This window comes from Pseudomonas sp. ef1, from assembly GCF_007293365.2.
Taxonomy (GTDB): Bacteria; Pseudomonadota; Gammaproteobacteria; order Pseudomonadales; family Pseudomonadaceae; genus Aquipseudomonas; species Aquipseudomonas siliginis.
This window is the reverse complement of record NZ_CM129815.1, coordinates 4,606,492-4,628,859: the sequence shown is the minus strand read 5'-3', so window position 1 is coordinate 4,628,859 and position 22,368 is coordinate 4,606,492. Positions and strand designations below refer to the sequence as shown.

The 22,368-nt window shown below is 60.2% G+C and carries 20 protein-coding genes; 7 read left to right on the top strand and 13 right to left on the bottom strand.

Annotated elements, in window-relative coordinates; translation table 11 throughout:
• Nucleotides 1-81 precede the first annotated feature (81 nt).
• The 4 genes from lpdA to FEE99_RS20935 are packed head-to-tail and all read right to left on the bottom strand — an operon-like array spanning nucleotide 82 to nucleotide 5,032.
• The gene (lpdA, locus tag FEE99_RS20950; RefSeq protein WP_041476991.1) at nucleotides 82-1,455 is read right to left on the bottom strand and encodes a dihydrolipoyl dehydrogenase; all 1,374 of its coding nucleotides are present in this window, start codon (nucleotides 1,453-1,455) and stop codon (nucleotides 82-84) included.
• A gap of 6 nt (nucleotides 1,456-1,461) precedes the next feature.
• Complete coding sequence (locus FEE99_RS20945) at nucleotides 1,462-2,736, bottom strand: dihydrolipoamide acetyltransferase family protein (RefSeq protein WP_041476990.1); 1,275 nt, start codon at nucleotides 2,734-2,736, stop codon at nucleotides 1,462-1,464.
• Nucleotides 2,737-3,795 carry an alpha-ketoacid dehydrogenase subunit beta gene (locus FEE99_RS20940; RefSeq protein ID WP_003224000.1) on the bottom strand — a complete coding sequence of 353 codons (1,059 nt, stop codon included), beginning with the start codon at nucleotides 3,793-3,795 and terminating at the stop codon, nucleotides 2,737-2,739.
• Nucleotide 3,796: 1 nt separating this feature from the next.
• Nucleotides 3,797-5,032, bottom strand: coding sequence for a 3-methyl-2-oxobutanoate dehydrogenase (2-methylpropanoyl-transferring) subunit alpha (locus FEE99_RS20935; protein ID WP_041476989.1), 1,236 nt, complete (start codon nucleotides 5,030-5,032; stop codon nucleotides 3,797-3,799).
• Between the two features lie 185 nt (nucleotides 5,033-5,217).
• Between FEE99_RS20935 and bkdR the strand changes: the two genes are divergently transcribed.
• A complete protein-coding gene (gene bkdR / locus FEE99_RS20930) occupies nucleotides 5,218-5,706 on the top strand; it encodes a Bkd operon transcriptional regulator BkdR (protein ID WP_041476986.1) in 489 nt (162 codons plus the stop codon).
• Between the two features lie 197 nt (nucleotides 5,707-5,903).
• On the opposite strand, the gene FEE99_RS20925 is transcribed toward bkdR, so the two are convergent.
• Nucleotides 5,904-6,767: an MBL fold metallo-hydrolase gene (locus FEE99_RS20925; RefSeq protein WP_041476985.1), complete on the bottom strand. Its 864-nt coding sequence runs from the start codon at nucleotides 6,765-6,767 to the stop codon at nucleotides 5,904-5,906.
• Between the two features lie 92 nt (nucleotides 6,768-6,859).
• Here FEE99_RS20925 and FEE99_RS20920 point away from each other — a divergent pair, with 92 nt between their 5' ends.
• The 3 genes from FEE99_RS20920 (at nucleotide 6,860) to FEE99_RS20910 (ending at nucleotide 9,423) form a co-directional block, all read left to right on the top strand.
• Complete coding sequence (locus FEE99_RS20920; protein ID WP_016775194.1) at nucleotides 6,860-7,201, top strand: ArsR/SmtB family transcription factor; 342 nt, start codon at nucleotides 6,860-6,862, stop codon at nucleotides 7,199-7,201.
• Between the two features lie 166 nt (nucleotides 7,202-7,367).
• Entirely contained in the window at nucleotides 7,368-8,612 is a 1,245-nt protein-coding gene (locus FEE99_RS20915; RefSeq protein WP_041476984.1) for an NAD(P)/FAD-dependent oxidoreductase, read from the top strand.
• A gap of 10 nt (nucleotides 8,613-8,622) precedes the next feature.
• Nucleotides 8,623-9,423, top strand: a complete 801-nt coding sequence (locus FEE99_RS20910) for a sulfite exporter TauE/SafE family protein (RefSeq protein WP_041476983.1) — start codon at nucleotides 8,623-8,625, stop codon at nucleotides 9,421-9,423.
• An 85-nt stretch (nucleotides 9,424-9,508) separates the two neighbouring features.
• Here FEE99_RS20910 and FEE99_RS20905 read toward each other — a convergent pair whose 3' ends face one another.
• The 6 genes from FEE99_RS20905 to FEE99_RS20880 all read right to left on the bottom strand — a co-directional run bounded on the left by FEE99_RS20905 (nucleotide 9,509) and on the right by FEE99_RS20880 (nucleotide 15,755).
• Nucleotides 9,509-10,789, bottom strand: a complete 1,281-nt coding sequence (locus FEE99_RS20905; protein WP_016775191.1) for a TRAP transporter large permease — start codon at nucleotides 10,787-10,789, stop codon at nucleotides 9,509-9,511.
• Nucleotides 10,789-11,316 (bottom strand): TRAP transporter small permease, encoded by a 528-nt coding sequence (locus FEE99_RS20900; RefSeq protein WP_041476982.1) that lies wholly within the window; start codon nucleotides 11,314-11,316, stop codon nucleotides 10,789-10,791. The genes FEE99_RS20905 and FEE99_RS20900 overlap by 1 nt, the downstream gene beginning before the upstream one ends.
• Nucleotides 11,317-11,391: 75 nt before the next feature.
• Nucleotides 11,392-12,363 carry a TRAP transporter substrate-binding protein gene (locus FEE99_RS20895; protein ID WP_041476980.1) on the bottom strand — a complete coding sequence of 324 codons (972 nt, stop codon included), beginning with the start codon at nucleotides 12,361-12,363 and terminating at the stop codon, nucleotides 11,392-11,394.
• Nucleotides 12,364-12,424: 61 nt separating this feature from the next.
• Entirely contained in the window at nucleotides 12,425-13,318 is an 894-nt protein-coding gene (locus FEE99_RS20890; protein WP_041476979.1) for an SMP-30/gluconolactonase/LRE family protein, read from the bottom strand.
• Between the two features lie 44 nt (nucleotides 13,319-13,362).
• A complete protein-coding gene (locus FEE99_RS20885) occupies nucleotides 13,363-14,187 on the bottom strand; it encodes an NAD-dependent epimerase/dehydratase family protein (protein ID WP_041476977.1) in 825 nt (274 codons plus the stop codon).
• A gap of 272 nt (nucleotides 14,188-14,459) precedes the next feature.
• Entirely contained in the window at nucleotides 14,460-15,755 is a 1,296-nt protein-coding gene (locus FEE99_RS20880) for an OprD family porin (RefSeq protein ID WP_041476976.1), read from the bottom strand.
• Nucleotides 15,756-17,127: 1,372 nt separating this feature from the next.
• Here FEE99_RS20880 and FEE99_RS20875 point away from each other — a divergent pair.
• Both FEE99_RS20875 and FEE99_RS20870 read left to right on the top strand, forming a co-directional pair.
• Nucleotides 17,128-18,783 carry an MFS transporter gene (locus tag FEE99_RS20875; RefSeq protein WP_039763161.1) on the top strand — a complete coding sequence of 552 codons (1,656 nt, stop codon included), beginning with the start codon at nucleotides 17,128-17,130 and terminating at the stop codon, nucleotides 18,781-18,783.
• Entirely contained in the window at nucleotides 18,780-19,922 is a 1,143-nt protein-coding gene (locus FEE99_RS20870; RefSeq protein WP_041480937.1) for an HlyD family secretion protein, read from the top strand. Before FEE99_RS20875 ends, FEE99_RS20870 begins: the two co-directional genes overlap by 4 nt.
• 126 nt (nucleotides 19,923-20,048) lie before the next feature.
• Here the strand turns inward: FEE99_RS20870 and FEE99_RS20865 are convergent, their stop codons facing one another.
• Nucleotides 20,049-20,243 carry a hypothetical protein gene (locus tag FEE99_RS20865; protein ID WP_024013337.1) on the bottom strand — a complete coding sequence of 65 codons (195 nt, stop codon included), beginning with the start codon at nucleotides 20,241-20,243 and terminating at the stop codon, nucleotides 20,049-20,051.
• Between the two features lie 106 nt (nucleotides 20,244-20,349).
• On the opposite strand from FEE99_RS20865, the gene thpR reads away from it, so the two are divergent.
• A complete protein-coding gene (gene thpR / locus FEE99_RS20860) occupies nucleotides 20,350-20,889 on the top strand; it encodes an RNA 2',3'-cyclic phosphodiesterase (RefSeq protein ID WP_041480935.1) in 540 nt (179 codons plus the stop codon).
• A gap of 258 nt (nucleotides 20,890-21,147) precedes the next feature.
• On the opposite strand, the gene FEE99_RS20855 is transcribed toward thpR, so the two are convergent.
• Nucleotides 21,148-22,245 carry a polyamine ABC transporter substrate-binding protein gene (locus FEE99_RS20855; protein ID WP_024013335.1) on the bottom strand — a complete coding sequence of 366 codons (1,098 nt, stop codon included), beginning with the start codon at nucleotides 22,243-22,245 and terminating at the stop codon, nucleotides 21,148-21,150.
• Nucleotides 22,246-22,368 lie beyond the last annotated feature (123 nt).

Here is a 22,368-nt window from a genome sequence, read left to right as displayed (position 1 = left end):
CCGGCGGTGGCAGATTTTGCGGTTGCTGCGCAACCCAGCGGGGATAAATCCCCTCGCCACAGCGGCATTCAGCTGCAACTGTCACAGATGCAGCGCATGCCCCAGCGCCCGCAACGCCGCTTCCTGCACCGCCTCACCCAAGGTCGGGTGGGCATGGATGGTGCCGCCGATGTCTTCGAGTCGCGCGCCCATTTCCAGGCTCTGCGCAAAAGCCGTCGACAGTTCGGAAACCCCAACGCCCACCGCTTGCCAACCGACAATCACATGATTATCCCGACGTGCGACCACGCGAACGAAGCCGCTTTTCGATTCCAGGGTCATCGCCCGGCCGTTGGCGGCGAACGGGAAGCTGGAAACGATGCAGTCCAGCCCCGCAGCCTTGGCCTCGTCCGGGGTTGTGCCGACCACCACCAGTTCCGGGTCGGTAAAGCACACGGCGGCGATGGCGGTCGGGTTGAACTCACGGCTCTTGCCACTGATCAGCTCGGCAACCATCTCGCCCTGGGCCATGGCGCGGTGGGCCAGCATCGGTTCGCCGCTCACATCGCCAATGGCGTAGACGTTGCGCATGCTGGTCTGGCAACGGCTGTCGATCTTGATCGCCGAACCGTTCATGTCCAGATTCAGCGCTTCGAGATTAAATCCCTGCGTATTGGGTTTGCGGCCGACGGCAACCAGTACCTGATCGGTTTCCAGATTAAGGGTTTCGCCTTCGGGATCGCGCACCTGCAACGTGCCGTCGAAGCCCAGCACGCTGTGCTTGAGGTACAGCTTCACGCCCAACTGCTTCAGCGCGTCGTGGACCGGTTGTGTCAGCTCCGCGTCATAGGCCGGCAGGATGCGGTCCTGTGCTTCGACCACGCTGACCTCGGCGCCGAGCTTGCGATAAGCGATGCCCAGCTCCAGGCCGATGTAACCACCGCCGACCACCACCAGACGCTTCGGCACAGCCGTTGGCGCCAGCGCTTCGGTGGAGGAGATGATCGGCCCGCCAATCGGCAGGATCGGCAGGTTGACGCTGGTCGAACCGGTGGCCAGTACCAAGTGCTCGCACTGGATGCGGGTATCGCCGACTTCCACGGTTTTGCCGTCGATGACTTTCGCCCAGCCATTGATGACCTGAACCTTGTTTTTCTTCAGCAGCGCGGCGACGCCAGTGGTCAGGCGATCAACGATGCCATCCTTCCACTCGACGCTTTTGCTGATATCCAGAGTCGGCGCGGCAACGCTGATGCCCAACGCCGAATGCTGGCTGTGATGTTGCGTCTGATGAAACTGCTCAGCCACATGAATCAGCGCTTTCGACGGAATGCAGCCGATATTCAGGCAGGTGCCGCCCAACGACTGGCCTTCGACCAGGATGGTCGGGATACCCAGTTGCCCGGCGCGGATCGCCGTGACGTAACCGCCGGGGCCGCCGCCGATAATCAGCAGCGTGGTGTTCAGAGATTGCATTCGGGCTTACTCCACAAACAAGGTCGCGGGTTGTTCGAGCAAGCCACGAATGGCCTGGATGAAAAGCGCCGCGTCCATGCCGTCGACCACGCGGTGATCGAAGGAACTGGAGAGGTTCATCATTTTGCGGATCACCACTTGGCCTTTGACCACCATTGGCCGTTCGACGATTTTGTTCACGCCGACAATGGCCACTTCCGGCAGATTCAGCACCGGCGTGCTGACAATGCCGCCCAATGCGCCGAGGCTGGTCAGGGTGATGGTCGAACCGGACAGCTCATCGCGGCTGGCCTTGCCATTGCGCGCGGCGTTGGCCAAACGCGAAATTTCCGCGGCGCTGTCCCACAGGCTGCGCGCTTCGGCGTGACGCACGACGGGCACCATCAGGCCGACATCGCTTTGCGTGGCGACGCCGACATGCACCGCACCGAGGCGAGTGATGACTTGCGCTTCGTCGTCGTAACGGGCGTTCATCTGCGGGAAGTCGCGCAGGGCGACAACCAGCGCGCGAACGAGGAACGGCAACAAGGTCAACTTGCCACGGCTGGCGCCATGTTTTTCATTCAGATGCGCGCGCAGTTCTTCGATCGCGGTGACGTCGATTTCCTCGACATAACTGAAGTGCGCGGCACGCTGAGTAGCATCCTGCATGCGCTGAGCGATCTTGCGGCGCATGCCGATCACTTGAATCTGTTCTTCGTCGTGGCGCTGGGCATAAGCGGCAGCGGCCGGCGCCGAAGCGTTCGACTGACCTTGCGCCAGATAGGCTTCAAGGTCTTCGTGCAACACGCGACCGGCCGGGCCGGAACCGCGCACCAAGCGCAATTGAATGCCCAGATCCAGCGCATGTTTGCGCACGGCTGGCGAGGCTAGCGGGCGTTCATCCGCTTCGCGAGCGACCATCGGACCCTGGCAAACGGCAGCCGGACGTGGTGCGGCGGCTGCGGCGGGTTTGCTTTCGACAGCGGCTTCAACTTTCGGCGCAACCGGTGTTTCTTTGACCGGCGCGGGTGCGGCGGACTCTTTAAGGTTGCCGGCGCCTTCAACCTCGATGCTGATCAGCACACTGCCGACCGCCATCACTTCACCCGGCTGACCACCGAGGGCAATCACTTTCCCGTGTACCGGCGACGGAATATCGACCATCGCCTTGTCGGTCATCACATCCGCCAGTACCTGGTCTTCAACCACCAGATCGCCAACCTTGACGTGCCACTGCGACAGTTCTACTTCTGCGATGCCTTCGCCGATGTCCGGCATCTTGATAACGTGCGTGCCCATTCAGACCTCCATGACCCGTTTCAACGCCGCGCCCACGCGGGACGGCCCTGGGAAATACGCCCACTCCTGCGCGTGCGGGTAGGGCGTGTCCCAACCGGTGACGCGTTCGATCGGCGCTTCCAGGTGATGGAAGCAGTGCTCTTGCACCAGCGATACCAGCTCGGCGCCGAAACCGCAGGTGCGGGTGGCTTCGTGTACCACCACGCAGCGGCCGGTTTTCTTCACCGACTTGACGATGGTTTCCAGGTCCAGCGGCCACAGGCTGCGCAGGTCGATGACTTCGGCATCGACGCCGGATTCTTCGGCAGCGACTTGCGATACATACACAGTGGTGCCGTAAGTCAGCACGGTCACGTCCTTGCCCGGGCGAGTGATCGCGGCAACGTCCAGCGGCACGGTGTAGTAACCGTCCGGCACCTGGGCTTGCGGATGTTTCGACCACGGGGTTACCGGGCGGTCGTGATGGCCATCGAACGGGCCGTTGTACAGGCGTTTCGGCTCGAGGAAGATCACCGGGTCATCGTTTTCGATGGAGGCGATCAGCAGGCCTTTGGCGTCGTACGGGTTGGACGGCATCACCGTGCGCAGACCGCAGACCTGAGTGAACATCGCCTCGATGCTCTGGCTGTGGGTCTGGCCGCCGTAGATACCGCCGCCGCAAGGCATGCGCAGGGTCATCGGTGCAGTGAATTCGCCGGCCGAGCGATAACGCAGACGCGCTGCTTCGGAGATGATCTGGTCGGAGGCGGGGTAAACGTAGTCGGCGAACTGGATTTCGGCGACCGGACGCAGTCCGTAGGCGCCCATGCCGACGGCCACGCCGACGATGCCGCTTTCCGAAATCGGCGCGTCGAACACCCGCGAGGTGCCGTACTTGGTCTGCAGGCCTTCGGTGCAGCGGAACACACCGCCGAAGTAACCGACGTCCTGGCCGAAGACGACGACGTTGTCATCGCGCTCAAGCATCACATCCATGGCCGAGCGCAGGGCCTGGATCATGGTCATGGTGGTCGTGGTCATGGCGGTTTCCAACTGAATATTGTTGTTGTGATCGTTCATGTCAGATCCCCAACTGCTGACGCTGGCGCTTCAAGTGCTCCGGCATCTCTTTGTAGACGTCTTCGAACATGGTCGCGGCGCTTGGAATCTGGCCACCGGCAAGGGTGCCGTACTGTTCGGCCTGTTTCTGCGCAGCAATCACTTCGGCTTCGAGTTCAGCGCTGACGGCGCTGTGCTCTTCCTCCGACCAGTGGCCGACCTTGATCAGGTGCTGTTTCAGACGCGCGATCGGATCGCCGAGCGGGAAGTGGCTCCAGTCATCGGCAGGGCGGTATTTCGATGGGTCGTCGGAGGTCGAGTGCGGGCCGGCGCGGTAGGTGACCCATTCGATCATGGTCGGGCCGAGGTTGCGCCGGGCGCGTTCGGCAGCCCAGGCGGAAGCAGCGTAGACCGCATAGAAATCGTTGCCGTCGACACGCAGCGAGGCGATGCCGCAACCGACGCCGCGTCCGGCGAAAGTCGTGGCTTCACCGCCGGCGATGGCCTGGAAGGTGGAAATCGCCCACTGGTTATTCACGACATTGAGGATCACCGGCGCGCGATAAACGTGGGCGAAGGTGAGGGCGGTATGGAAGTCCGATTCGGCGGTGGCGCCGTCACCGATCCACGCCGAGGCGATTTTCGTATCGCCCTTGATCGCCGAGGCCATGCCCCAGCCAACGCCCTGAATGAATTGGGTGGCGAGGTTGCCGGAAATGGTGAAGAAGCCAGCGTCCTTGACCGAGTACATGATCGGCAACTGGCGGCCCTTGAGCGGATCGCGCTCGTTGGACAGCAACTGGCAGATCAGGTCCACCAGCGGCACATCACGGGCCATCAGGATGCTTTGCTGGCGGTAGGTCGGGAAGCACATGTCGTCGATGTTCAGCGCCAACGCCTGGGCGCTGCCGATGGCTTCTTCGCCAAGGCTCTGCATGTAGAACGACATCTTTTTCTGCCGCTGGGCGACAACCATGCGGTTGTCGTAGATCCGCGTCTTGAGCATCGCGCGCATGCCTTTGCGCAGGATCTCGACCGGCACGTTTTCGGCCCACGGGCCGAGGGCGCTGCCCTGATCGTCGAGCACGCGAATCAGGCCACGGGCGAGGTCGGCGGTATCGGCAGGTTCTACATCGACAGGAGGTTTGCGCACCGTACCGGCATCGGTCAGATGCAGGTAGGAAAAATCGGTTTTGCAGCCGGGACGGCCCGAGGGTTCAGGGACGTGCAGGCGCAGCGGTTCATACGCTTGGGTCATGGCTTCTACGCTCGATCTTGTGAATTTCTTGTAGTGAGCTGGCAGTCATTCCCGGGTAGGGGAAATCTTGTCCTACAACAATCATAGGCGTGGCCAAGAAGAATATTTCTCTGTGTTTCGTTGCGCTGGCGACCATTTGCAGATAGAAATTCTGCATAAACATAAAAAACAGGTGGTTTTGTCTCATGCGCAAACTGGACCGTACCGACATCGGCATTCTCAACAGCCTTCAGGAGAATGCGCGCATCACCAACGCCGACCTCGCCCGTTCGGTGAACCTGTCGCCGACGCCATGCTTCAACCGGGTCAAGGCCATGGAAGAATTGGGCTTGATTCGCGAGCAGGTCACGCTGCTGGATGCCGATCTGCTGGGGCTGCATGTGAATGTGTTCATTCACGTCAGCCTGGAAAAGCAGGTGGAGGAAGCGCTGCAGCACTTCGAGGAAGCGATCTCCGATCGGCCGGAGGTAATGGAGTGCTATCTGATGGCGGGTGATCCGGATTATCTGATCCGTGTGCTGGTGCCGAGCATTCAGTCGCTGGAACGCTTCATGATGGATTTTCTGACCAAGGTGCCGGGGGTGGCGAACATCCGCTCCAGCTTTGCGCTCAAGCAGGTGCGCTACAAGACGGCGTTGCCATTGCCGGCGAATGGGTTGACCCTGGGCGCATAACCTGACCTGATGCACCCGACCCGACCCGACCCGACCCGACCCGACCCGACCCGCCGACGCCGATCGTTCCCACGCTCCGCGTGGGAATGCCGCCAGGGACGCTCCGCGTTCCGCCTCAAGAAGTGACGCAGAGCGTCACGGGATGCGTTCCCACGCAGAGCGTGGGAACGATCAGACTTAGGGCGCCTGACTAGGGGTCAGAGTTTGTTAAGCGGAATCTTCAGGTAAACCACGCCATTGTCCTCAGGCGCCGGCAGATTCCCCGCCCGCACGTTCACCTGAATCGCCGGCAGCAGCAACGTCGGCATGCCTAACCCAGCGTCACGTGTCGTGCGCATCTCCACGAACGCCGCTTCATCGATCCCGTCATGCACATGAATATTGCTTTTGCGCTGTTCGCCGACAGTGGTCTGGCACTGCGAGGCGCGGCCTTCGGGTGGGTAATCGTGGCAAACGTAAAGCTTCACGCTGGCTGGAAACGCCAACAGCTTCTGGATCGACTTGAACAAGTGCTGCGCATTGCCACCGGGGAAATCACAGCGCGCGGTGCCGACATCGGGCATGAACAGCGTGTCGCCGACGAGGATCTGTTCGCCGTCGATCAGGTAGGCCATGTCCGCCGGCGTATGGCCGGGGACGTGCAGGGCGGTGGCCTTGAGGTTGCCGATCATGAACGACTCGTTCGGCGCGAACAGGTGATCGAACTGCGAGCCATCGACGCAAAATTCCGGCTCCAGATTGAACAGCGCCTTGAACACATTCTGCACTTTGCTGATCGATTCACCGATGGCGATCTTGCCGCCCAGTTCTCGACGCAGGTACGGCGCGGCGGAGAGGTGATCGGCGTGGGCGTGGGTTTCCAGCAGCCATTGCACTTGCAGCCGGTGCGCTCGGACGAAGGCGATGATCTTGTCCGCTTGCGCGGTGCCGGTGCGCCCGGCAGCGCCGTCGTAATCGAGCACCGGGTCGACGATCGCGCACTGGCCGCCGTCGGCTTCGTAGACCACGTAGCTGTAGGTCGAGGAGGCGGGGTCGAGGAACGCTTCAATCTGGGCGGACATGGCAGAAACCTGTGCTGAGGAATTTCGGGTTGCAACAGTTTATGTAAAAACATAATGTTCGCAGCTTAAGTGACGTTCAAGGCCTCGTGCAAATGCAATCCAGTCTGACCGAATGTGAAGTCGCCCAACTGCGCGCCTCGGCGTCCAAAGCCTGCGCGTTGCTCAAAGCCCTGGCCAATGAGGATCGCCTGTTGATCCTCTGTCAACTGACCCAGGGCGAACGCAACGTCGGCGAACTGGAAAAAATGACCGGCGTACGCCAGCCGACGCTGTCCCAGCAACTGGGCATCTTGCGCGATGAAGGCCTGGTCGCGACCCGCCGCGAAGGCAAATACATTTTCTATGGCCTGGCCAGTCACGAAGTGATCCAGGTGATGAAAACCCTCTCGGGGCTCTATTGCGGAGCGGTACTCAAGAGCTGGGAACAGCCATAAATGCCAGCCCTCACAAACATCTCCTGTGGGAGCGAGCCTGCTCGCGAAGGCGGCGTGTCAGCCGACGAATAGTTGACTGAGCCACCGCTTTCGCGAGCAGGCTCGCTCCCACATTGGTTGTTGTGGTGAGCCAAAAAATCCTTGCGTGCAGCAAAAGGAACAAGCAATGAACGATCAACACTGGGGCCTATCCATCAGTGCGGACATCGTGGTCATCGGCGGCGGCACGGCCGGCATCGGTTTTGTCGCCAGCCTGCTCAAGCGTGACCCGCAGCTCAAAGTCACCGTGATCGAACCGAGTTCACAGCACTACTATCAACCGGCGTGGACGCTGGTCGGCGGTGGTGCGTTTGACGTGAAGGACACCGTCAGGCCGATGAGCAAAGTCATGCCGCGTCAGGCGACGTGGATTCAGGCCAGTGTCAGCGCCATCGACCCGCAAAGCCGCCAACTCACCCTCGACGACCAGCGCACCGTCAGCTATCGAAACCTGATCGTCTGCCCCGGCCTGCGCCTGGCCTGGGAGAAAATCGAAGGCTTGCAGCAAAGCCTCGGCCAGCACGGCGTCACCTCCAACTACAGCTATCAACACGCCCAGTACACCTGGGATCAAGTGCAGAAACTGCGCGATGGCCGGGCGCTGTTCACCCAGCCGGCGATGCCGATCAAATGCGCCGGCGCGCCGCAAAAAGCCCTGTACCTGTCCTGCGATCACTGGCGCAAATCCGCCGTGCTGAAAGACATCAAGGTTGAATTCAATCTCGCTGGCGCTGCGCTGTTTGGCGTGCCGACCTTCGTGCCGCCGTTGATGAAGTACATCGAACAGTACGACGCGCAACTGGCGTTCAACTCGAATCTGGTCAAGGTCGACGGCCCGGCGAAAACCGCGTGGTTTGAAGTCAAGGACGCCGACGGCACTGTCAGCCGGGTCGCGAAAACCTTCGACCTGCTGCACGTCGTGCCGCCACAGGTCGCGCCGGATTTCATCGCACAGAGTGCGCTGGCCGATGCCGGCGGTTGGTGCGAGGTCGATCCGCACAGCCTGCAGCATCCGCGTTATCCCGAGGTGTTCGCACTGGGCGATATCTGCGGCACCAGCAATGCGAAAACTGCCGCAGCGGTGCGCAAGCAGGTTGTCGTCGTTGCGCAGAACCTGCTGGCCGCGCGCAAACAACAGCCGCTGCCGCTCAAGTACGACGGCTACGGTTCCTGCCCGCTGACGGTCGAGAAGGGCAAGGTGATCCTCGCCGAGTTCGGCTATGGCGGCAAACTGCTGCCGACCTTCCCGCTGGACCCGACCGTGGCCCGCCGTTCGGCATGGTGGCTGAAGGCGACGCTGCTGCCGTGGTTCTACTGGCACGGCATGCTCAAGGGCCGCGAGTGGCTGACGAGTCTGTCCAGGGTCGACTGAGAAAACTCCTATGTTGCTGGCAAGTCTGTTTGGCGTGGTGATGGGTTTGGTCCTCGGCCTGACCGGCGCGGGCGGCGGGATTCTCGCGGTGCCGGCGCTGGTGCTCGGGCTCGGCTGGACGATGACGCAAGCGGCGCCGGTGGCCTTGTTTGCGGTCGGCAGCGCGGCAGCGGTCGGGGCGATCGATGGTTTGCGCCATGGCCTGGTACGTTACCGCGCGGCGCTGTTGATCGCCGCGTTGGGTGCGGTTTTTTCGCCGCTGGGGATCTACTTCGCGCATCAGTTGCCGGAAAAGATTCTGATGATCCTGTTCAGCCTGCTGATGGTTCTGGTCGCGTGGCGAATGTTCAGAAAGGACCGTCAGCAAGCGGGGCCGAGCGATCACGGCCACGCCAGTTGGGGCCAGAAAAACTGCATGCTCAACGAGCAGACCGGGCGCTTCGACTGGACCGCCAAATGCACCGCCACCCTTGCTGCACTGGGAGCGGTTACTGGCGTGGTTTCGGGTTTACTTGGCGTCGGCGGCGGCTTTCTGATTGTGCCGGCGTTCAAGCAACTGACCGATGTGCAGATGCGCGGCATCGTTGCGACGTCGTTGATGGTGATCAGTCTGATTTCCGCGATCGGGGTGATCGGCGCGTTTCATGCGGGGGTGCGCATTGACAGCCAGGGTGCGGCGTTCATTGTCGCCAGCATCGTTGGCATGCTCATCGGTCGCAGGCTGTGCGCGCAGGTGCCGGCGCGGGCGTTGCAGGTGGGGTTTGCCAGTGTCTGTCTGGTGGTCGCGGGGTACATGTTGGTGCGGGCGTGAAGATCAACAGATCGCAGCCTCGTTGCACTCGACAGCTCCTACAGGGGAATGCGATTCCTGCAGGAGCTGCGATCTTTTCAGAGGGTTACAACACCAGGTGCGGCAGCCACAGCGAAATCGCCGGCACGTAGGTCACCAGCAGCAGCACCAGGAACAGCACGCCATAGAAAGGCAGCAGCGCTTTTACGGTGCTTTCGATACTGACCTTGCCCACCGCCGAGCCGACGAAGAGCACGGCGCCTACCGGCGGTGTTATCAATCCGATCCCCAGGTTCACCAGCATGATCATGCCGAACTGCACCGGATCGACGCCAATACCCATGATAACTGGCATCAGGATCGGCGTGAGGATCAGGATCAGCGGCGCCATGTCCATCACCGTGCCCAACAGCAGCAACATCACGTTGATGCACATCAGGATCACGTAACGGTTGTCCGACAGGGTCAGGAACAGCGTGGTGATCTTCGCCGGGATCTGCATCAGGGTCATGATGTAGCCGAAGCTGGCGGCGAAACCGATCAGGATCATCACAATCGAGATGGTGCGCACCGTTCGGTGCATCAGCTTGGGCAGCTCGCTCCATTTGTAGTCGCGGTAGATGAACATGGTCACGAAGAATGACCAAAGCACCGCGATGGCCGCCGATTCAGTGGCGGTGAAAATACCCGAGAGAATGCCGCCGAGGATGATCACCATCGCCATCATGCCCCACAGGGCTTCGCCGACGATCTTCAGCGCCTGGCGCATCGGGATCACTTCGCCCTTGGGGTAGTTGCGCTTTTTCGCGAAGATCAGGCACAGCACCATCAGGCAGGCGCTCATCAGCAGGCCCGGGACGATGCCGGCCATGAACAGCGAAGCGATCGACACCGTACCGCCAGCGGCCAGCGAGTAGAGCACCGAGTTATGGCTTGGCGGCGTCAGCAGGGCTTGCACCGAACCGCTGACGGTCACAGCGGTGGAGAAGTCGCGCGGATAACCCTTGCGCTCCATCTCCGGAATCAGCACCGAACCCACCGATGCCGTGTCGGCCACTGACGAACCGGAGATCGCACCGAAGAAGGTCGATGCCACGATGTTGACCAGTGACAGGCCACCGCGGACGAATCCCACCAGCACCCCGGCACACGCCACCAACCGCCGTGACATGCCGCCCTCGGCCATGATCGCACCGGCCAGGACGAAGAACGGAATGGCCAGCAGCGAGAATTTGTTCACCCCCGAGGCGACCTGGATCATCACCGCCTGGAACGGGATGTCGATCCACCATGCGCCGATCAGCGCAGCGGCGCCCAACGCGTAGGCGACCGGCATGCCGATCAGGATCAATACGATAAAACTGCCCAGCAGGATCAGAGCGTCCATTAAACGGCACCTTCACTTTCTTCAACCAGGTCGAACTGCACGACCCGACGTTTGCTCTGGTCACCGAGCAAGAGTTTTTCCACGACAAAAATCAGCGTCAGCAAACCGCCCACGGGGATCGGCAGATAGGTCACGCCAACGCGCAGATCGGGCAGGGCGGCCATGAACTGGTTCCAGGTGGAGATGCACAGCTTGGTGCCCCAGATGGTCATGAAGATGCAGATTGCCGCCATCAGCAGTTGCGAAAAAATCGCTGCTGCGGATTTCAGCTGCGGTGGCATGCGGTCGGTGAGCATGGCCACGGCCATGTGGGCACCGGCGCGGTAACTGGCGGCGGCGCCGATGAAGGTGAACACCATCATCAGCAGGATCGCCGTCGGCTCTGGCCAGCTGGAGCCGGTGCCGAGCACGTAGCGGGCGAAGACGCCCCAGGGAATCATCAGGGAAATCGCCAGGACGGAAAGGCCGGCGACCCAGATGCACGTCATGTAGATCTTGTCGTTGATACGCAGCAGCAGATTCTTCATCGGGTTCCACCGTAACCGGGCGCGCCGGAATTGCTGGCGCGCCGGGCCTTGTTCATGAGTACGGAGCGGGGGGCGTTACTGAACGGCTTCGATCTTTTTGATCAGGTCGGCATAAGGCGCGCCGTATTTCTCGCGAACCGAGGCGGTGGCTTCGTAGAAGGGTTTCTTGTCGACTTCGATGAACTCGACGCCGGCGGCCTTGAGTTTTTCTTCACTGGCAGCGGACTTCTTGTCCCACAGTACGCGCTCTTCAGCCTGGGCAGCCTTGGCGGCTTTTTTCACCAGTTGCTGTTGATCCGGAGTGAGTTTTTCCCAGGTGATTTTCGACATCACGATCGGCTCCGGCAGGATCAGGTGACCGGTCAGGCTGTAGAACTTGGCGTTCTGGAAGTGGTTGTGTTCGAGCAGGGTCGGCGGGTTGTTTTCCGCGCCGTCGATCACGCCGGTCTGCAGGGAGCTGAAGATTTCGCCGGTGTCCATGGCAATACCGTTGGCACCCATGGCGTTCATCATTTCGATGAACATCGGGTTGCCTTGCACGCGAATTTTCATGCCCTTGAGGTCTTCGAGCTTGCGCACCGGTTTTTTGGTGTAGATGTTGCGCGTACCGCCGTCCATCCACGCCAGGGCCACCAATTTGAATTCGGAGTTGGTGATCTTGTCGAGAATCTCATCGCCCACCGGGCCATCGATGACGTTACGCATGTGCTGCTGGTCGCGGAAAATGAACGGCATGTTGAACACGTTCACATCCGGCACCACAGGGCCGACGATACCCAGGCTGACGCGAGACATCTGTATCGCGCCGAATTGCATCTGCTCGATAACTTCCTTTTCCGAACCGAGTACACCGCCTGGGAAGTACTTGAAGGTCAGCTCGCCGTTGGTTTCCTTGGTCAGGGTCTTGCCCATGCTTTCTTCGGCTTCCACGGTGGGATAACCCTTGGGGTGGATGTCGGCGACTTTAAATTCCAGTGCCTGAGCGCCACCTGCAAAGGTGAACATCAGCGGGAGTGCAGCGGCGAGCAAGGTGCGTTTGAAGTTCATGAGGGGTGAGTCTCCAGTCTTGTTATTTTTGTGTTCAAGGCGCAGCGGTGCAGCAGAGGGTCTAAAGCAAATCGTTGAATTGCGGTTCGGCGAGGCCCTTGACGCCTGGCTTCAGGGCGAACACGCCGCCGGCCAGGGATTGCGGGTCGTGGTCATCGCCGGGGCGAATCGAGGCGACAAACAAGGTATCCAGATTGCTGCCGCCGAAGGCACACATGGTCGGTTTCTTCACCGGTACTTCCAGCGAGAAATCCAGTCGGCCATCCGGGGCGAAGCGGTGAATCAGGCCGGCGTCGTTGGCGCAGATCCAGTAACAGCCTTCGGCATCCACGGCAGCGCCATCGGGGCGGCCGGGGAAATGATTCATGTCGACGAAGATTCGGCGATTCGATGGCGTGCCGGTCTCGATGTCGTAATCGAAGGCCCAGATCAGTTGCACATTGGGGTGCGAATCCGACAGGTACATGGTCTTGCCGTCAGGGCTGAAAGCGAGGCCGTTGGGTACGATGAAGCCATCCAGCTGCGCTTCGATCACGCCCGTCTGCCCGGCGCTGTAGCGATAGAGCCGGCCTTCAGGCGCGTTCAGGCCCATGTTCAGCACCATGCTGCCGGCCCAGAAACGCCCTTGGCGATCGCAGCGACCGTCGTTGAGGCGCATGTCCGCGCGGCTGTGCTCGACAGTCGCGAGCAATTCGCTGTCGAGGCTGCCGTCGCTGTGCGGGTGCAGGCGAAAGAAGCCGCTTTCCATGCCAGCAACCCAGCCGCCACTGCGGTGGCGGCTGATGCAGGCGAGCATTTCCGGGGCCTTCCACGAGGCAACATGCCCGCTGTCAGCGCTCCAGCGTTGCAGCCCGCCGTTGGGAATATCGACCCAGTACAGAGCGTTTTCCTGCGGCACCCAGACCGGGCTTTCACCGACCGCGTTGCGGGCGTCGACGATCAATTCGGCTTGCATACTCATTCCCATGGTTTTTATTGGAGGGGGATCAAGTCGAGCGATCAGTCGCCGAACGGGCCTGCTGCGACGAAGGCGCCGCCCTGATAGATCCGCGCCGGGTCATCGTCGGCTGGCATCGGTTGCGCTTCGACCTTGTCGCGGAATACTTCCGAGGTGTCCTTGGCTTCGAAACCGAGGTGGCTGGCGTAGCGGTTGTCCCACCAGACGTCTTTGTTGGCGGACATGCCGTAGACCACGGTGTGGCCGACATTTGGTGTGTACAGCGAGCGTTCGAGCAGTTGCGTGAGGTCGTCGAAGCTCAGCCAAGTGTGCATCATCCGGCGGTTCTGCGGCTCGGGGAACGAGGAACCGATGCGGATGCTGACGGTTTCGATGCCGTAGCGATCGAAGTAGAAACTGGCCATGTCTTCGCCGTAGGACTTGGACAAGCCGTAGTAACCATCGGGACGACGCGCCGAAGTGGCGTCGAGCTGTTGGTCCTGTTTGTAGAAACCGATGACGTGGTTGGAACTGGCGAAGATCACCCGCTTCACACCGTGTTTGCGCGCCGCTTCGTAAATGTGGAACACGCCACAGATGTTGGCGCCGAGGATTTCTTCGAATGGCCGCTCGACCGAGACGCCGCCGAAATGCAAGATCGCATCGACCCCTTCGACCAGTTGATGCACGGCTTGCTTGTCGGCGAGGTCGCAGAGCACGACTTCTTCGTGATCATCGACAGCCGGGGCGAGGGCGGCGATGTCGGACAGGCGCAGCACATTGGCGTAAGGGCGCAGGCGTTCGCGCAGGACTTTGCCCAGGCCTCCGGCGGCACCGGTCAGCAGCAGGCGATTGAAAGGAGCGCGGGGGGTAGAAATAGACGTCATGGCAATCCCTGAACACATTGTTATTAGGTTTGTTGTAGGTTGTCGTATGACTGCGCTGAAGTATCGGTAGGGTTTCCGGATCTTGTCAACGCGACTTTTGGTGTAGATGACGGAAGGGGCGATTCATTTTCTCAACACCCTATACCTGCCTTGCAATGCAATTCCCTTGTGGGAGCGAGCCTGCTCGCGAAGGCGTTGTGCCAGTCAGAACAAGTCGACTGGTCCGGCGCTTTCGCGAGCAGGCTCGCTCCCAGAGGGCAAACCGCCAACCCTTACAACAACGAAATCGGATAGCTGATAAAGATCCGGTTCTCGTCAAATTCGTTGGTGCTGAAATCCCGGCGAATGGTCGCGTTGCGCCATTTCACGTTGAGGTTCTTCAGCGGGCCGCTCTGTACGGTGTAGGCCAGTTCCGATTCGCGGCCCCATTCCTTGCCGTCGTTGGTGGTGGCGGTGTGTACGTTATCGCCGCTGATATAGCGGTTCATCAGGGTCAGGCCAGGCACGCCCAGCGCAACGAAGTTGTAGTCGTGACGCACCTGCCAGGAGCGCTCTTTGGCGTTGTCATAACTGGCGTTGTAACTGTCGTTGGCCAGTGTGCCGCCGCTGGTGCCGTTGACGCGCATCCAGGCATCGTCGCCGGTGAGTTTCTGCAGGCCGACGTAGAAGGTGTTGCCACCGTACTTGGCCGAGAGCAGGGCGAACGCGGTCTTGTTGTCGAGGTCGCCGGCCTGAGCGCTGCCGTCTTCCTTGCCGGTGAAGAAGCCGAGGTTGGCGCCCAGCGTCCAGTCGCCCATCGGCTGGCTGTGGCTGAGGTTGAAATACTGCTGCTGATAGATGTCGGTGAGCTCGGCGTACCACACGCCGACCATCGTGCGTTTTTCGTTGAAGCTGTATTCGCCGCCGCCGAAGTTGAAACGATCGGAGGTGAACGCACCGCGGCCGTTCATCGACATGTCTTCCATGCTCGCGTCGTTGCGCGGGCTGTTGCCACGGAACTGGCCGCCGTAGACGGTCAGGCCGTTGATTTCAGTGGACGTGATCTGGCCGCCGCGAAAGGTCTGCGGCAGGGAGCGGCCGTCGTCGGAGCGCAGGATCGGCAATACAGGCATCCATTCACCGACCTTCAATTCGGTTTTCGAGACTTTGGCTTTCAGCGCCACGCCGAGGCGACCGAAATTGTCGGCCGGGCGACCGTCATCATGAATCGGCAACAGTTGCGTGCCGCCAGTGCCTTTGCCGCCATCGAGCTTTTGCGAATACAACCCGAGCACATCGATGCCGAAGCCGACGGTGCCTTGGGTAAAGCCGGATTTGGCGTCGAGAATGAAGCTCTGCGTCCACTCTTCAGCCTTGCCCTGCGGATAGGCCGGGTTGACGAAGTTGCGGTTGAAGTAGGCGTTGCGCAGGTTCAGCGTGGCTTTGCTGTCGTCGAGGAAGCCTTCGGCATCAGCGCTCATGGGCAGGGCCAGGGCTAGGCTGCTGCAACCGATCAGGCTGAGGGTCGAACGCGGCTTGAAATGGGCAAAACGTGAAGGGCGGACGGAATTGCGGGCGAGTGGGCTCACTGTGACGCTCCCTGGATCGTTTGTTGTTTTTATTATTTGTCATACGTCGTCGTACAACATCGATGCGGATATTTCCCAGATTCTCAGGGATTGTCAACTGGAAGTTATACGATGACCCCCCGTGCTACGCCGCACGCCTTGCAGGAGCTGCGGCACGCTGCGATCTTTTGATCCTGCTTTTGAAAATCAAAAGATCGCAGCCTCGTTTCACTCGACAGCTCCTACAGGGTTTTTTGTTGTCCATGGGGTAGGAGCTGCGGCACGCTGCGATCTTTTGATCTTGCTTTTGAAAATCAAAAGATCGCAGCCTCGTTTCACTCGACAGCTCCTACAGGGACTTGTGTTGTCCATGGGTAGGAGCTGCGGCACGCTGCGATCTTTTGATCTTGCTTTTGAAAATCAAAAGATCGCAGCCTCGTTTCACTCGACAGCTCCTACAGGGACTTTTGTTGTCCATGGGGTAGGAGCTGCGGCGCGCTGCGATCTTTTGATCCTGCTTTTGAAAATCAAAAGATCGCAGCCTCGTTTCACTCGACAGCTCCTACAGGGACTTGTGTTGTCCATGGGGTAGGAGCTGCGGCACGCTGCGATCTTTTGATCTTGCTTTTGAAAATCAAAAGATCGCAGCCTCGTTTCACTCGACAGCTCCTACAGGGTTTTTTGTTGTCCATGGGGTAGGAGCTGCGGCACGCTGCGATCTTTTGATCTTGCTTTTGAAAATCAAAAGATCGCAGCCTCGTTTCACTCGACAGCTCCTACAGGGACTTGTGTTGTCCATGGGTAGGAGCTGCGGCACGCTGCGATCTTTTGATCCTGCTTTTGAAAATCAAAAGATCGCAGCCTCGTTTCACTCGACAGCTCCTACAGGGACTTGTGTTGTCCATGGGTAGGAGCTGCGGCACGCTGCGATCTTTTGATCTTGCTTTTGATAATCAAAAGATCGCAGCCTCGTTTCACTCGACAGCTCCTACAGGGACTTTTGTTGTCCATGGGGTAGGAGCTGCGGCACGCTGCGATCTTTTGATCTTGCTTTTGAAAATCAAAAGATCGCAGCCTCGTTTCACTCGACAGCTCCTACAGGGACTTGTGTTGTCCATGGGTAGGAGCTGCGGCACGCTGCGATCTTTTGATCTTGCTTTTGATAATCAAAAGATCGCAGCCTCGTTTCACTCGACAGCTCCTACAGGGACTTGTGTTGTCCATGGGGTAGGAGCTGCGGCACGCTGCGATCTTTTGATCTTGCTTTTGAAAATCAAGAGATCGCAGCCTCGTTTCACTCGACAGCTCCTACAGGGACTTGTGTTGTCCATGGAGTGTGTGTTGCCCGTGAAATTGCGGCAAACTTCCCTCACCCCCAGCACCAGGCCGATCCATGGATAAATACGCCCCGCGCAACTGGCAACCCCACGAAAAGCCCAGCCTGCCCGGTTCCCCATCGACCCCGTTGCATTCCACGCCCAAGCGTTTGGCGTACGCGGCGGTTGGCGTGCTGGTGGCGGTGACCGGTGGATTAGGCAACTCGCTGGTGGTTGCCAACCTGCCTTACCTGCAAGGCTCGCTCGGCGCGACCACGGCGGAAATGGCCTGGTTGCCGGCGGCGTATGTGATGACCAACGTGTCGATGAACCTGCTGCTGGTGAAGTTTCGCCAGCAATTCGGCTTGCGCGCGTTCACCGAAGTGTTTCTGGTGCTGTATGCGCTGGTGACCTTCGGCCATTTGTTCGTCAACGATCTCAACTCGGCAGTGGCGGTGCGGGCTGCCCACGGCATGGTCGGTGCGGCGCTGAGCTCGCTGGGTCTGTATTACATGGTGCAGGCGTTCCCGGCGAAGTGGCGGCTCAAAGCGTTGGTACTCGGCCTCGGCACGTCGCAACTGGCGTTACCGCTGGCGCGGCTGTTTTCCGAAGACCTGTTGCAGATCGCCGAATGGCGCGGTCTGTACCTGTTCGAATTGGGCATGGCCCTGCTGTCACTCGGCTGTGTGTTGCTGCTGAAGCTGCCGCCCGGTGACCGCTTCAAGACCTTCGAAAAACTCGACTTCCTGACCTTCGCCATCCTCGCCACCGGTGTGGCGTTGTTGTGCGCGGTGCTGTCGCTGGGGCGCATCGACTGGTGGCTGGAGGCGGACTGGATCGGCGTGGCGCTGGCCTGTTCGATCGCGCTGATCATCATGGGCCTAGCCATCGAGCACAACCGCAGCAACCCGATGCTGATGACGCGGTGGCTGGGCAGCGGAACGATGATTCGCCTGGCGCTGGCGGTGACCCTGATTCGCATGGTCACCTCGGAGCAATCCACCGGCGCCGTGGGGTTCATGCAGAACCTCAACATGGGCTATGAGCAGTTGCACAGTCTGTACGTGGTGATGCTGATTGGCAGCATCGCCGGGCTTGCCACCAGCGCGTTGACCATCGACCCCAAACATTTGCTGATGCCGTTGATCATTTCCTTGGCGCTGATGGCCACCGGTTCGGTGATGGACAGCTTCTCGAACAACCTGACCCGCCCCGAAAACATGTATTTCAGTCAGTTCCTGCTGGCGTTCGGCAGTACGTTTTTTCTCGGCCCGACCATGGTCTTCGGCACGCGTAACGTGCTGACCAATCCGCGCAACCTGGTGAGTTTTTCCGTGCTGTTCGGGATCTGCAACAACCTCGGCGGGCTGCTCGGCGCGGCGTTGCTTGGCACCTTTCAGATCGTGCGGGAGAAGTACCACTCCAGCCACATCGTCGATCATCTGGTGATGTCCGATCCGTTGGTGGCGGCGCGCGTGCAGAGCGGCGGTTCGGCCTACGGCGGTTTGCTCGCCGACCCGAGCCTGCGCAATCTGGCCGGCATGCGCAGTCTCGCCAATGCGGCGACACGCGAAGCGAACGTGCTGGCCTATAACGATGTCTTCATGCTGATCGCGGTCATTGCCGTCCTGACCATGATCTGGCTTTCGATTCGCGCGTTGTGGCTGATGAGCACCACCAAAGCCATTGAGCCGACACCTTCCGTACCACCCAGCGGTGCCACTTCTTCATGACCGAACCGACCACCACAACCACCAATGCCATCGCCGCCACGCCTGAAGGGGAAGCGCCGCCATCGTCGCCGAACACTGCGCCGCGTTCGCTGCGGGTGCGGATCATATCTTCGCTGGGCTTTGCCGCAATCGCCATCGTCGGTGTCCTGATCGTGCTGTATGCGTGGCAACTGCCGCCGTTCAGCAGTGCGGTCGAAACCACCGAAAACGCCTTGGTGCGCGGGCAGGTGACGATCATCGGCCCGCAGCTCAGCGGCTATGTGTTCGAGGTGCCGGTGCAGGACTTCCAGTACGTCAAGGCCGGGGATCTGCTGGTGCGTCTGGACGACCGCATTTATCAGCAACGCCTCGACCAGTCCCTGGCACAACTGGCGGTGCAGAAGGCCGGGCTGGCCAACGTCGTGCAGCAGCGCAACAGCGCTGAAGCGACGATCAAATTGCGCCAGGCAGTGTTGGCCGACAGCCAGGCGCAGTTGCGCAAGAGCGAGGCCGATCTGCGGCGTAATCAGGAACTGGTGCGCGACGGCTCGGTGTCCAAGCGCGAATTCGACGTGACCCTTGCTGCCAACGCGCAGAGCACGGCTTCTGTGGCGCAGGCCAAGGCCAATCTGGAAATCGCCCGTCAGGATCTGCAAACGGTGATCGTCAATCGCGGCTCGCTGGAAGCCGCCGTGGCCAGTGCCGAAGCAGCGGTGCAACTGGCGCGCATCGATCTGTCGAACACGCGAATTGTCGCCCCGCGCGACGGCCAGCTCGGGCAGATCGGTGTGCGCTTGGGCGCCTACGTCAACTCCGGCGCGCAATTGATGGCGTTGGTCCCGGACCAGAAATGGGTGATCGCCAACATGAAGGAAACCCAGATGGCCAACGTACGTGTCGGGCAACCGGTGCGCTTCACCGTCGACGCCTTGAACCACCGCAGATTCACCGGCCATGTGCAGCATATTTCGCCGGGCACCGGCTCGGAATTTGCCTTGCTGCAGGCCGACAACGCCACCGGCAACTTCGTCAAGATCGCCCAGCGGGTGCCGGTGCGCATCACTATCGATCCCGATCAGCAGGAAGCAGAACGCTTGCGGCCGGGGATGTCAGTTGTTGTCAGCATCGACACCGCCGCCGGCGACACCCAACCCCACTGATCAATGCATAACCCTGTGGGAGCGAGCCTGCTCGCGAAAGCGTCGTATCAGTAACATTTCTTTATCTGACACACCGCTTTCGCGAGCCTGCTCGCTCCCACAGGATTAGTGCTCACGGGGCTCTATTCATTCGGGCGAGGGGGTGACCCGGCAACTTTTGCGGTTGCGAATCTGCTCGTCGCTGGGCCTCTCGCGAACGAATTCGAAACGCGGTTCGCCTTCGCTGTAATGCACCAGCCAACCCCATTCCAGTTCGCTTTCGTCCTGTCCGGGATGCGGTGGCCGGGCCCACCAGGGTTCTTTGCTGAGGATCTCGCGCATGGCAGCCTCCGGTTGATGGCAATCCTTGAACTATAGCTTCCTGTCGCGAGTCGTCAGAACAGGCTGTGTAGAATCGGCGCGATCATGACGATATGGGGGCAGGGCGATGATGGATGAAGTGCGCAGGCAGGAACCGTCGAAACGGCTGTTTTTCGCTTTGGATTGCCCGCCGGCGCAGCGCAAGGCAATCGCCCAGTGGCGCGCGGAACTGGGCCTGCGCAGCGGCAAACCGGTGCCGGCGGATAACTTTCATCTGACTCTGCTTTTCCTCGGTGCGGTGCCGTTGGCGCAGATTCACGGCGTCTGCGAAGCAGCGGGCAGTGTGCGTATTCCGGGCGAAACGTTGCGCATTGAGCTGGATCGCTTGCAGGTCTGGCATCGCGCTGGTGTGCTATCGCTGGCACCGGAACAGGCACCGCCGGCGCTGTTGCGCCTGGTCTACGCGCTGGAGCAGGCGATGCTGCCGTTCGGTTTTGAACAACCCACCCACGAGTTCCGTCCGCACTTGACGCTGGCCCGCGAGTACCGCGCGCCGGAGCCGGAAGCGCGCACGCCGCCGGAATTCTTTCTGCGCGCTGAACGCTTCGCTTTGTTCGAATCGCACAAGGGCCGCTATCGGGTTGTGCAGGACTGGCCGCTGATCTGAACGGACAAAAAAAGGCGCCCGAAGGCGCCTGCAAATTCACCCGAGCCGAGGGAGCCGGGTGAGGCCGTTCAGAGCAGGGTGCAGCGGTGGTAAGGCGCTGCGTGAACGGAAATCTGGCAATGTCCGAATTCGATCGAAAACCTGTGGGAGCTGGCTTGCCAGCGATGGGGCCAGCGCATCTAGCGTCATCGTTGTCTGACCCACCGCCATCGCTGGCAAGCCAGCTCCCACAGGGTTTATCAGTGTTGACTGGTGTGCTTATTTACCAAGCTTCACCCGCGTCCAGCCGCGCGTCATGATCCGCTGTGTGGCAATCGGCTGATCCGGCACTGCATACAAAGTCGCCATCACCGCTTGCGAAGGATACGAGCCCGGTTCGTTGCGGATCGCTTCGTCCACCAATGGCGTGGCCGCTGCGTTGGCGTTGCTGTAGCCGATGCTGTTGGTGACTTCGGCGATGATGTCCGGGCGCATCAGGAAATCCATGAACAGGTAGGCATTGTCGACGTTCGCCGCATCACGGGGGATGGCGACCATGTCGTAGAAACTGCCGGCGCCTTCCTTGGGAATGCTGTAGTCGATCACCACGTTGTTGCCCGATTCCACCGCGCGGGCCTTGGCCTGCAGGACATCGCCGGAGTAACCGACCGCCACGCAGATGTTGCCGTTGGCCAGATCGGAGATGTACTTCGAGGAATGGAAATACGCCACGTAAGGGCGGATTTTCATGAACAGCGCTTCGGCTTCGGCGATGTGCGCCTTGTCCTTGTCGTTCACCGGATAGCCCAGATAGTGCAGGGCGGCCGGGAGCATTTCGGTCGGCGAATCGAGGAAACTGATGCCACAGGCTTTGAGTTTTTCCGCGTTCTCCGGTTTGAACAGCAAGTCCCAGGAGTTGGTCGGAGCGTTGGCACCGAGTACTTCCTTGACCTTCGCCGGATTGAAACCGATGCCGATCGAGCCCCACATGTACGGGAACGCATGCGCGTTGTCCGGATCACTGGCGGAAGCGTTTTTCAGCAATACCGGGTTGAGATTCTTCCAGTTCGGCAGCTTTGATTTGTCCAGCGGCTGGTAGACGCCGGCTTTGATCTGCTTGGCTAGAAAACTGTTCGACGGCACGACGATGTCATAGCCGGATTTGCCTGCGAGCAGGCGCGCTTCAAGGGTTTCGTTGCTGTCGAAGACGTCGTAGGTCACGCGAATGCCGGTCTCGTCTTCGAATTTCTTCACGGTGTCCGGCGCGATGTAATCGGACCAGTTGTAAACACGCAGCACCTTGTCGTTGGCCTGGGCGCCCATGACCATCGCGCCCATTAAGGACAGTGTCAGCAGAGTCCTGCCAAACATTTTCATCGGTACAACTCCCTTCTTTTTATTCAAAAAACACAAAGCCAAAACCTGATCAACTGCGCCCGTTCATGTAGGAGCTGTCGAGTGAAACGAGGCTGCGATCTTTTGATCTTTCACATCAAGATC

What these genes read in the sequence shown, in the direction of transcription:
- FEE99_RS20900 (WP_041476982.1), bottom strand. Translation starts at nt 11,316, where the DNA reads ATGAAGAATCTGCTGCTGCGTATCAACGACAAGATCTACATGACGTGC.
- FEE99_RS20905 (WP_016775191.1), bottom strand. Translation starts at nt 10,789, where the DNA reads ATGGACGCTCTGATCCTGCTGGGCAGTTTTATCGTATTGATCCTGATC.
- FEE99_RS20875 (WP_039763161.1), top strand. Translation starts at nt 17,128, where the DNA reads ATGGATAAATACGCCCCGCGCAACTGGCAACCCCACGAAAAGCCCAGC.
- FEE99_RS20890 (WP_041476979.1), bottom strand. Translation starts at nt 13,318, where the DNA reads ATGCAAGCCGAATTGATCGTCGACGCCCGCAACGCGGTCGGTGAAAGC.
- FEE99_RS20885 (WP_041476977.1), bottom strand. Translation starts at nt 14,187, where the DNA reads ATGACGTCTATTTCTACCCCCCGCGCTCCTTTCAATCGCCTGCTGCTG.
- FEE99_RS20895 (WP_041476980.1), bottom strand. Translation starts at nt 12,363, where the DNA reads ATGAACTTCAAACGCACCTTGCTCGCCGCTGCACTCCCGCTGATGTTC.
- FEE99_RS20940 (WP_003224000.1), bottom strand. Translation starts at nt 3,795, where the DNA reads ATGAACGATCACAACAACAATATTCAGTTGGAAACCGCCATGACCACG.
- lpdA (WP_041476991.1), bottom strand. Translation starts at nt 1,455, where the DNA reads ATGCAATCTCTGAACACCACGCTGCTGATTATCGGCGGCGGCCCCGGC.
- FEE99_RS20925 (WP_041476985.1), bottom strand. Translation starts at nt 6,767, where the DNA reads ATGTCCGCCCAGATTGAAGCGTTCCTCGACCCCGCCTCCTCGACCTAC.
- thpR (WP_041480935.1), top strand. Translation starts at nt 20,350, where the DNA reads ATGATGGATGAAGTGCGCAGGCAGGAACCGTCGAAACGGCTGTTTTTC.
- FEE99_RS20945 (WP_041476990.1), bottom strand. Translation starts at nt 2,736, where the DNA reads ATGGGCACGCACGTTATCAAGATGCCGGACATCGGCGAAGGCATCGCA.
- bkdR (WP_041476986.1), top strand. Translation starts at nt 5,218, where the DNA reads ATGCGCAAACTGGACCGTACCGACATCGGCATTCTCAACAGCCTTCAG.
- FEE99_RS20935 (WP_041476989.1), bottom strand. Translation starts at nt 5,032, where the DNA reads ATGACCCAAGCGTATGAACCGCTGCGCCTGCACGTCCCTGAACCCTCG.
- FEE99_RS20915 (WP_041476984.1), top strand. Translation starts at nt 7,368, where the DNA reads ATGAACGATCAACACTGGGGCCTATCCATCAGTGCGGACATCGTGGTC.
- FEE99_RS20865 (WP_024013337.1), bottom strand. Translation starts at nt 20,243, where the DNA reads ATGCGCGAGATCCTCAGCAAAGAACCCTGGTGGGCCCGGCCACCGCAT.
- FEE99_RS20870 (WP_041480937.1), top strand. Translation starts at nt 18,780, where the DNA reads ATGACCGAACCGACCACCACAACCACCAATGCCATCGCCGCCACGCCT.
- FEE99_RS20855 (WP_024013335.1), bottom strand. Translation starts at nt 22,245, where the DNA reads ATGAAAATGTTTGGCAGGACTCTGCTGACACTGTCCTTAATGGGCGCG.
- FEE99_RS20910 (WP_041476983.1), top strand. Translation starts at nt 8,623, where the DNA reads ATGTTGCTGGCAAGTCTGTTTGGCGTGGTGATGGGTTTGGTCCTCGGC.
- FEE99_RS20920 (WP_016775194.1), top strand. Translation starts at nt 6,860, where the DNA reads ATGCAATCCAGTCTGACCGAATGTGAAGTCGCCCAACTGCGCGCCTCG.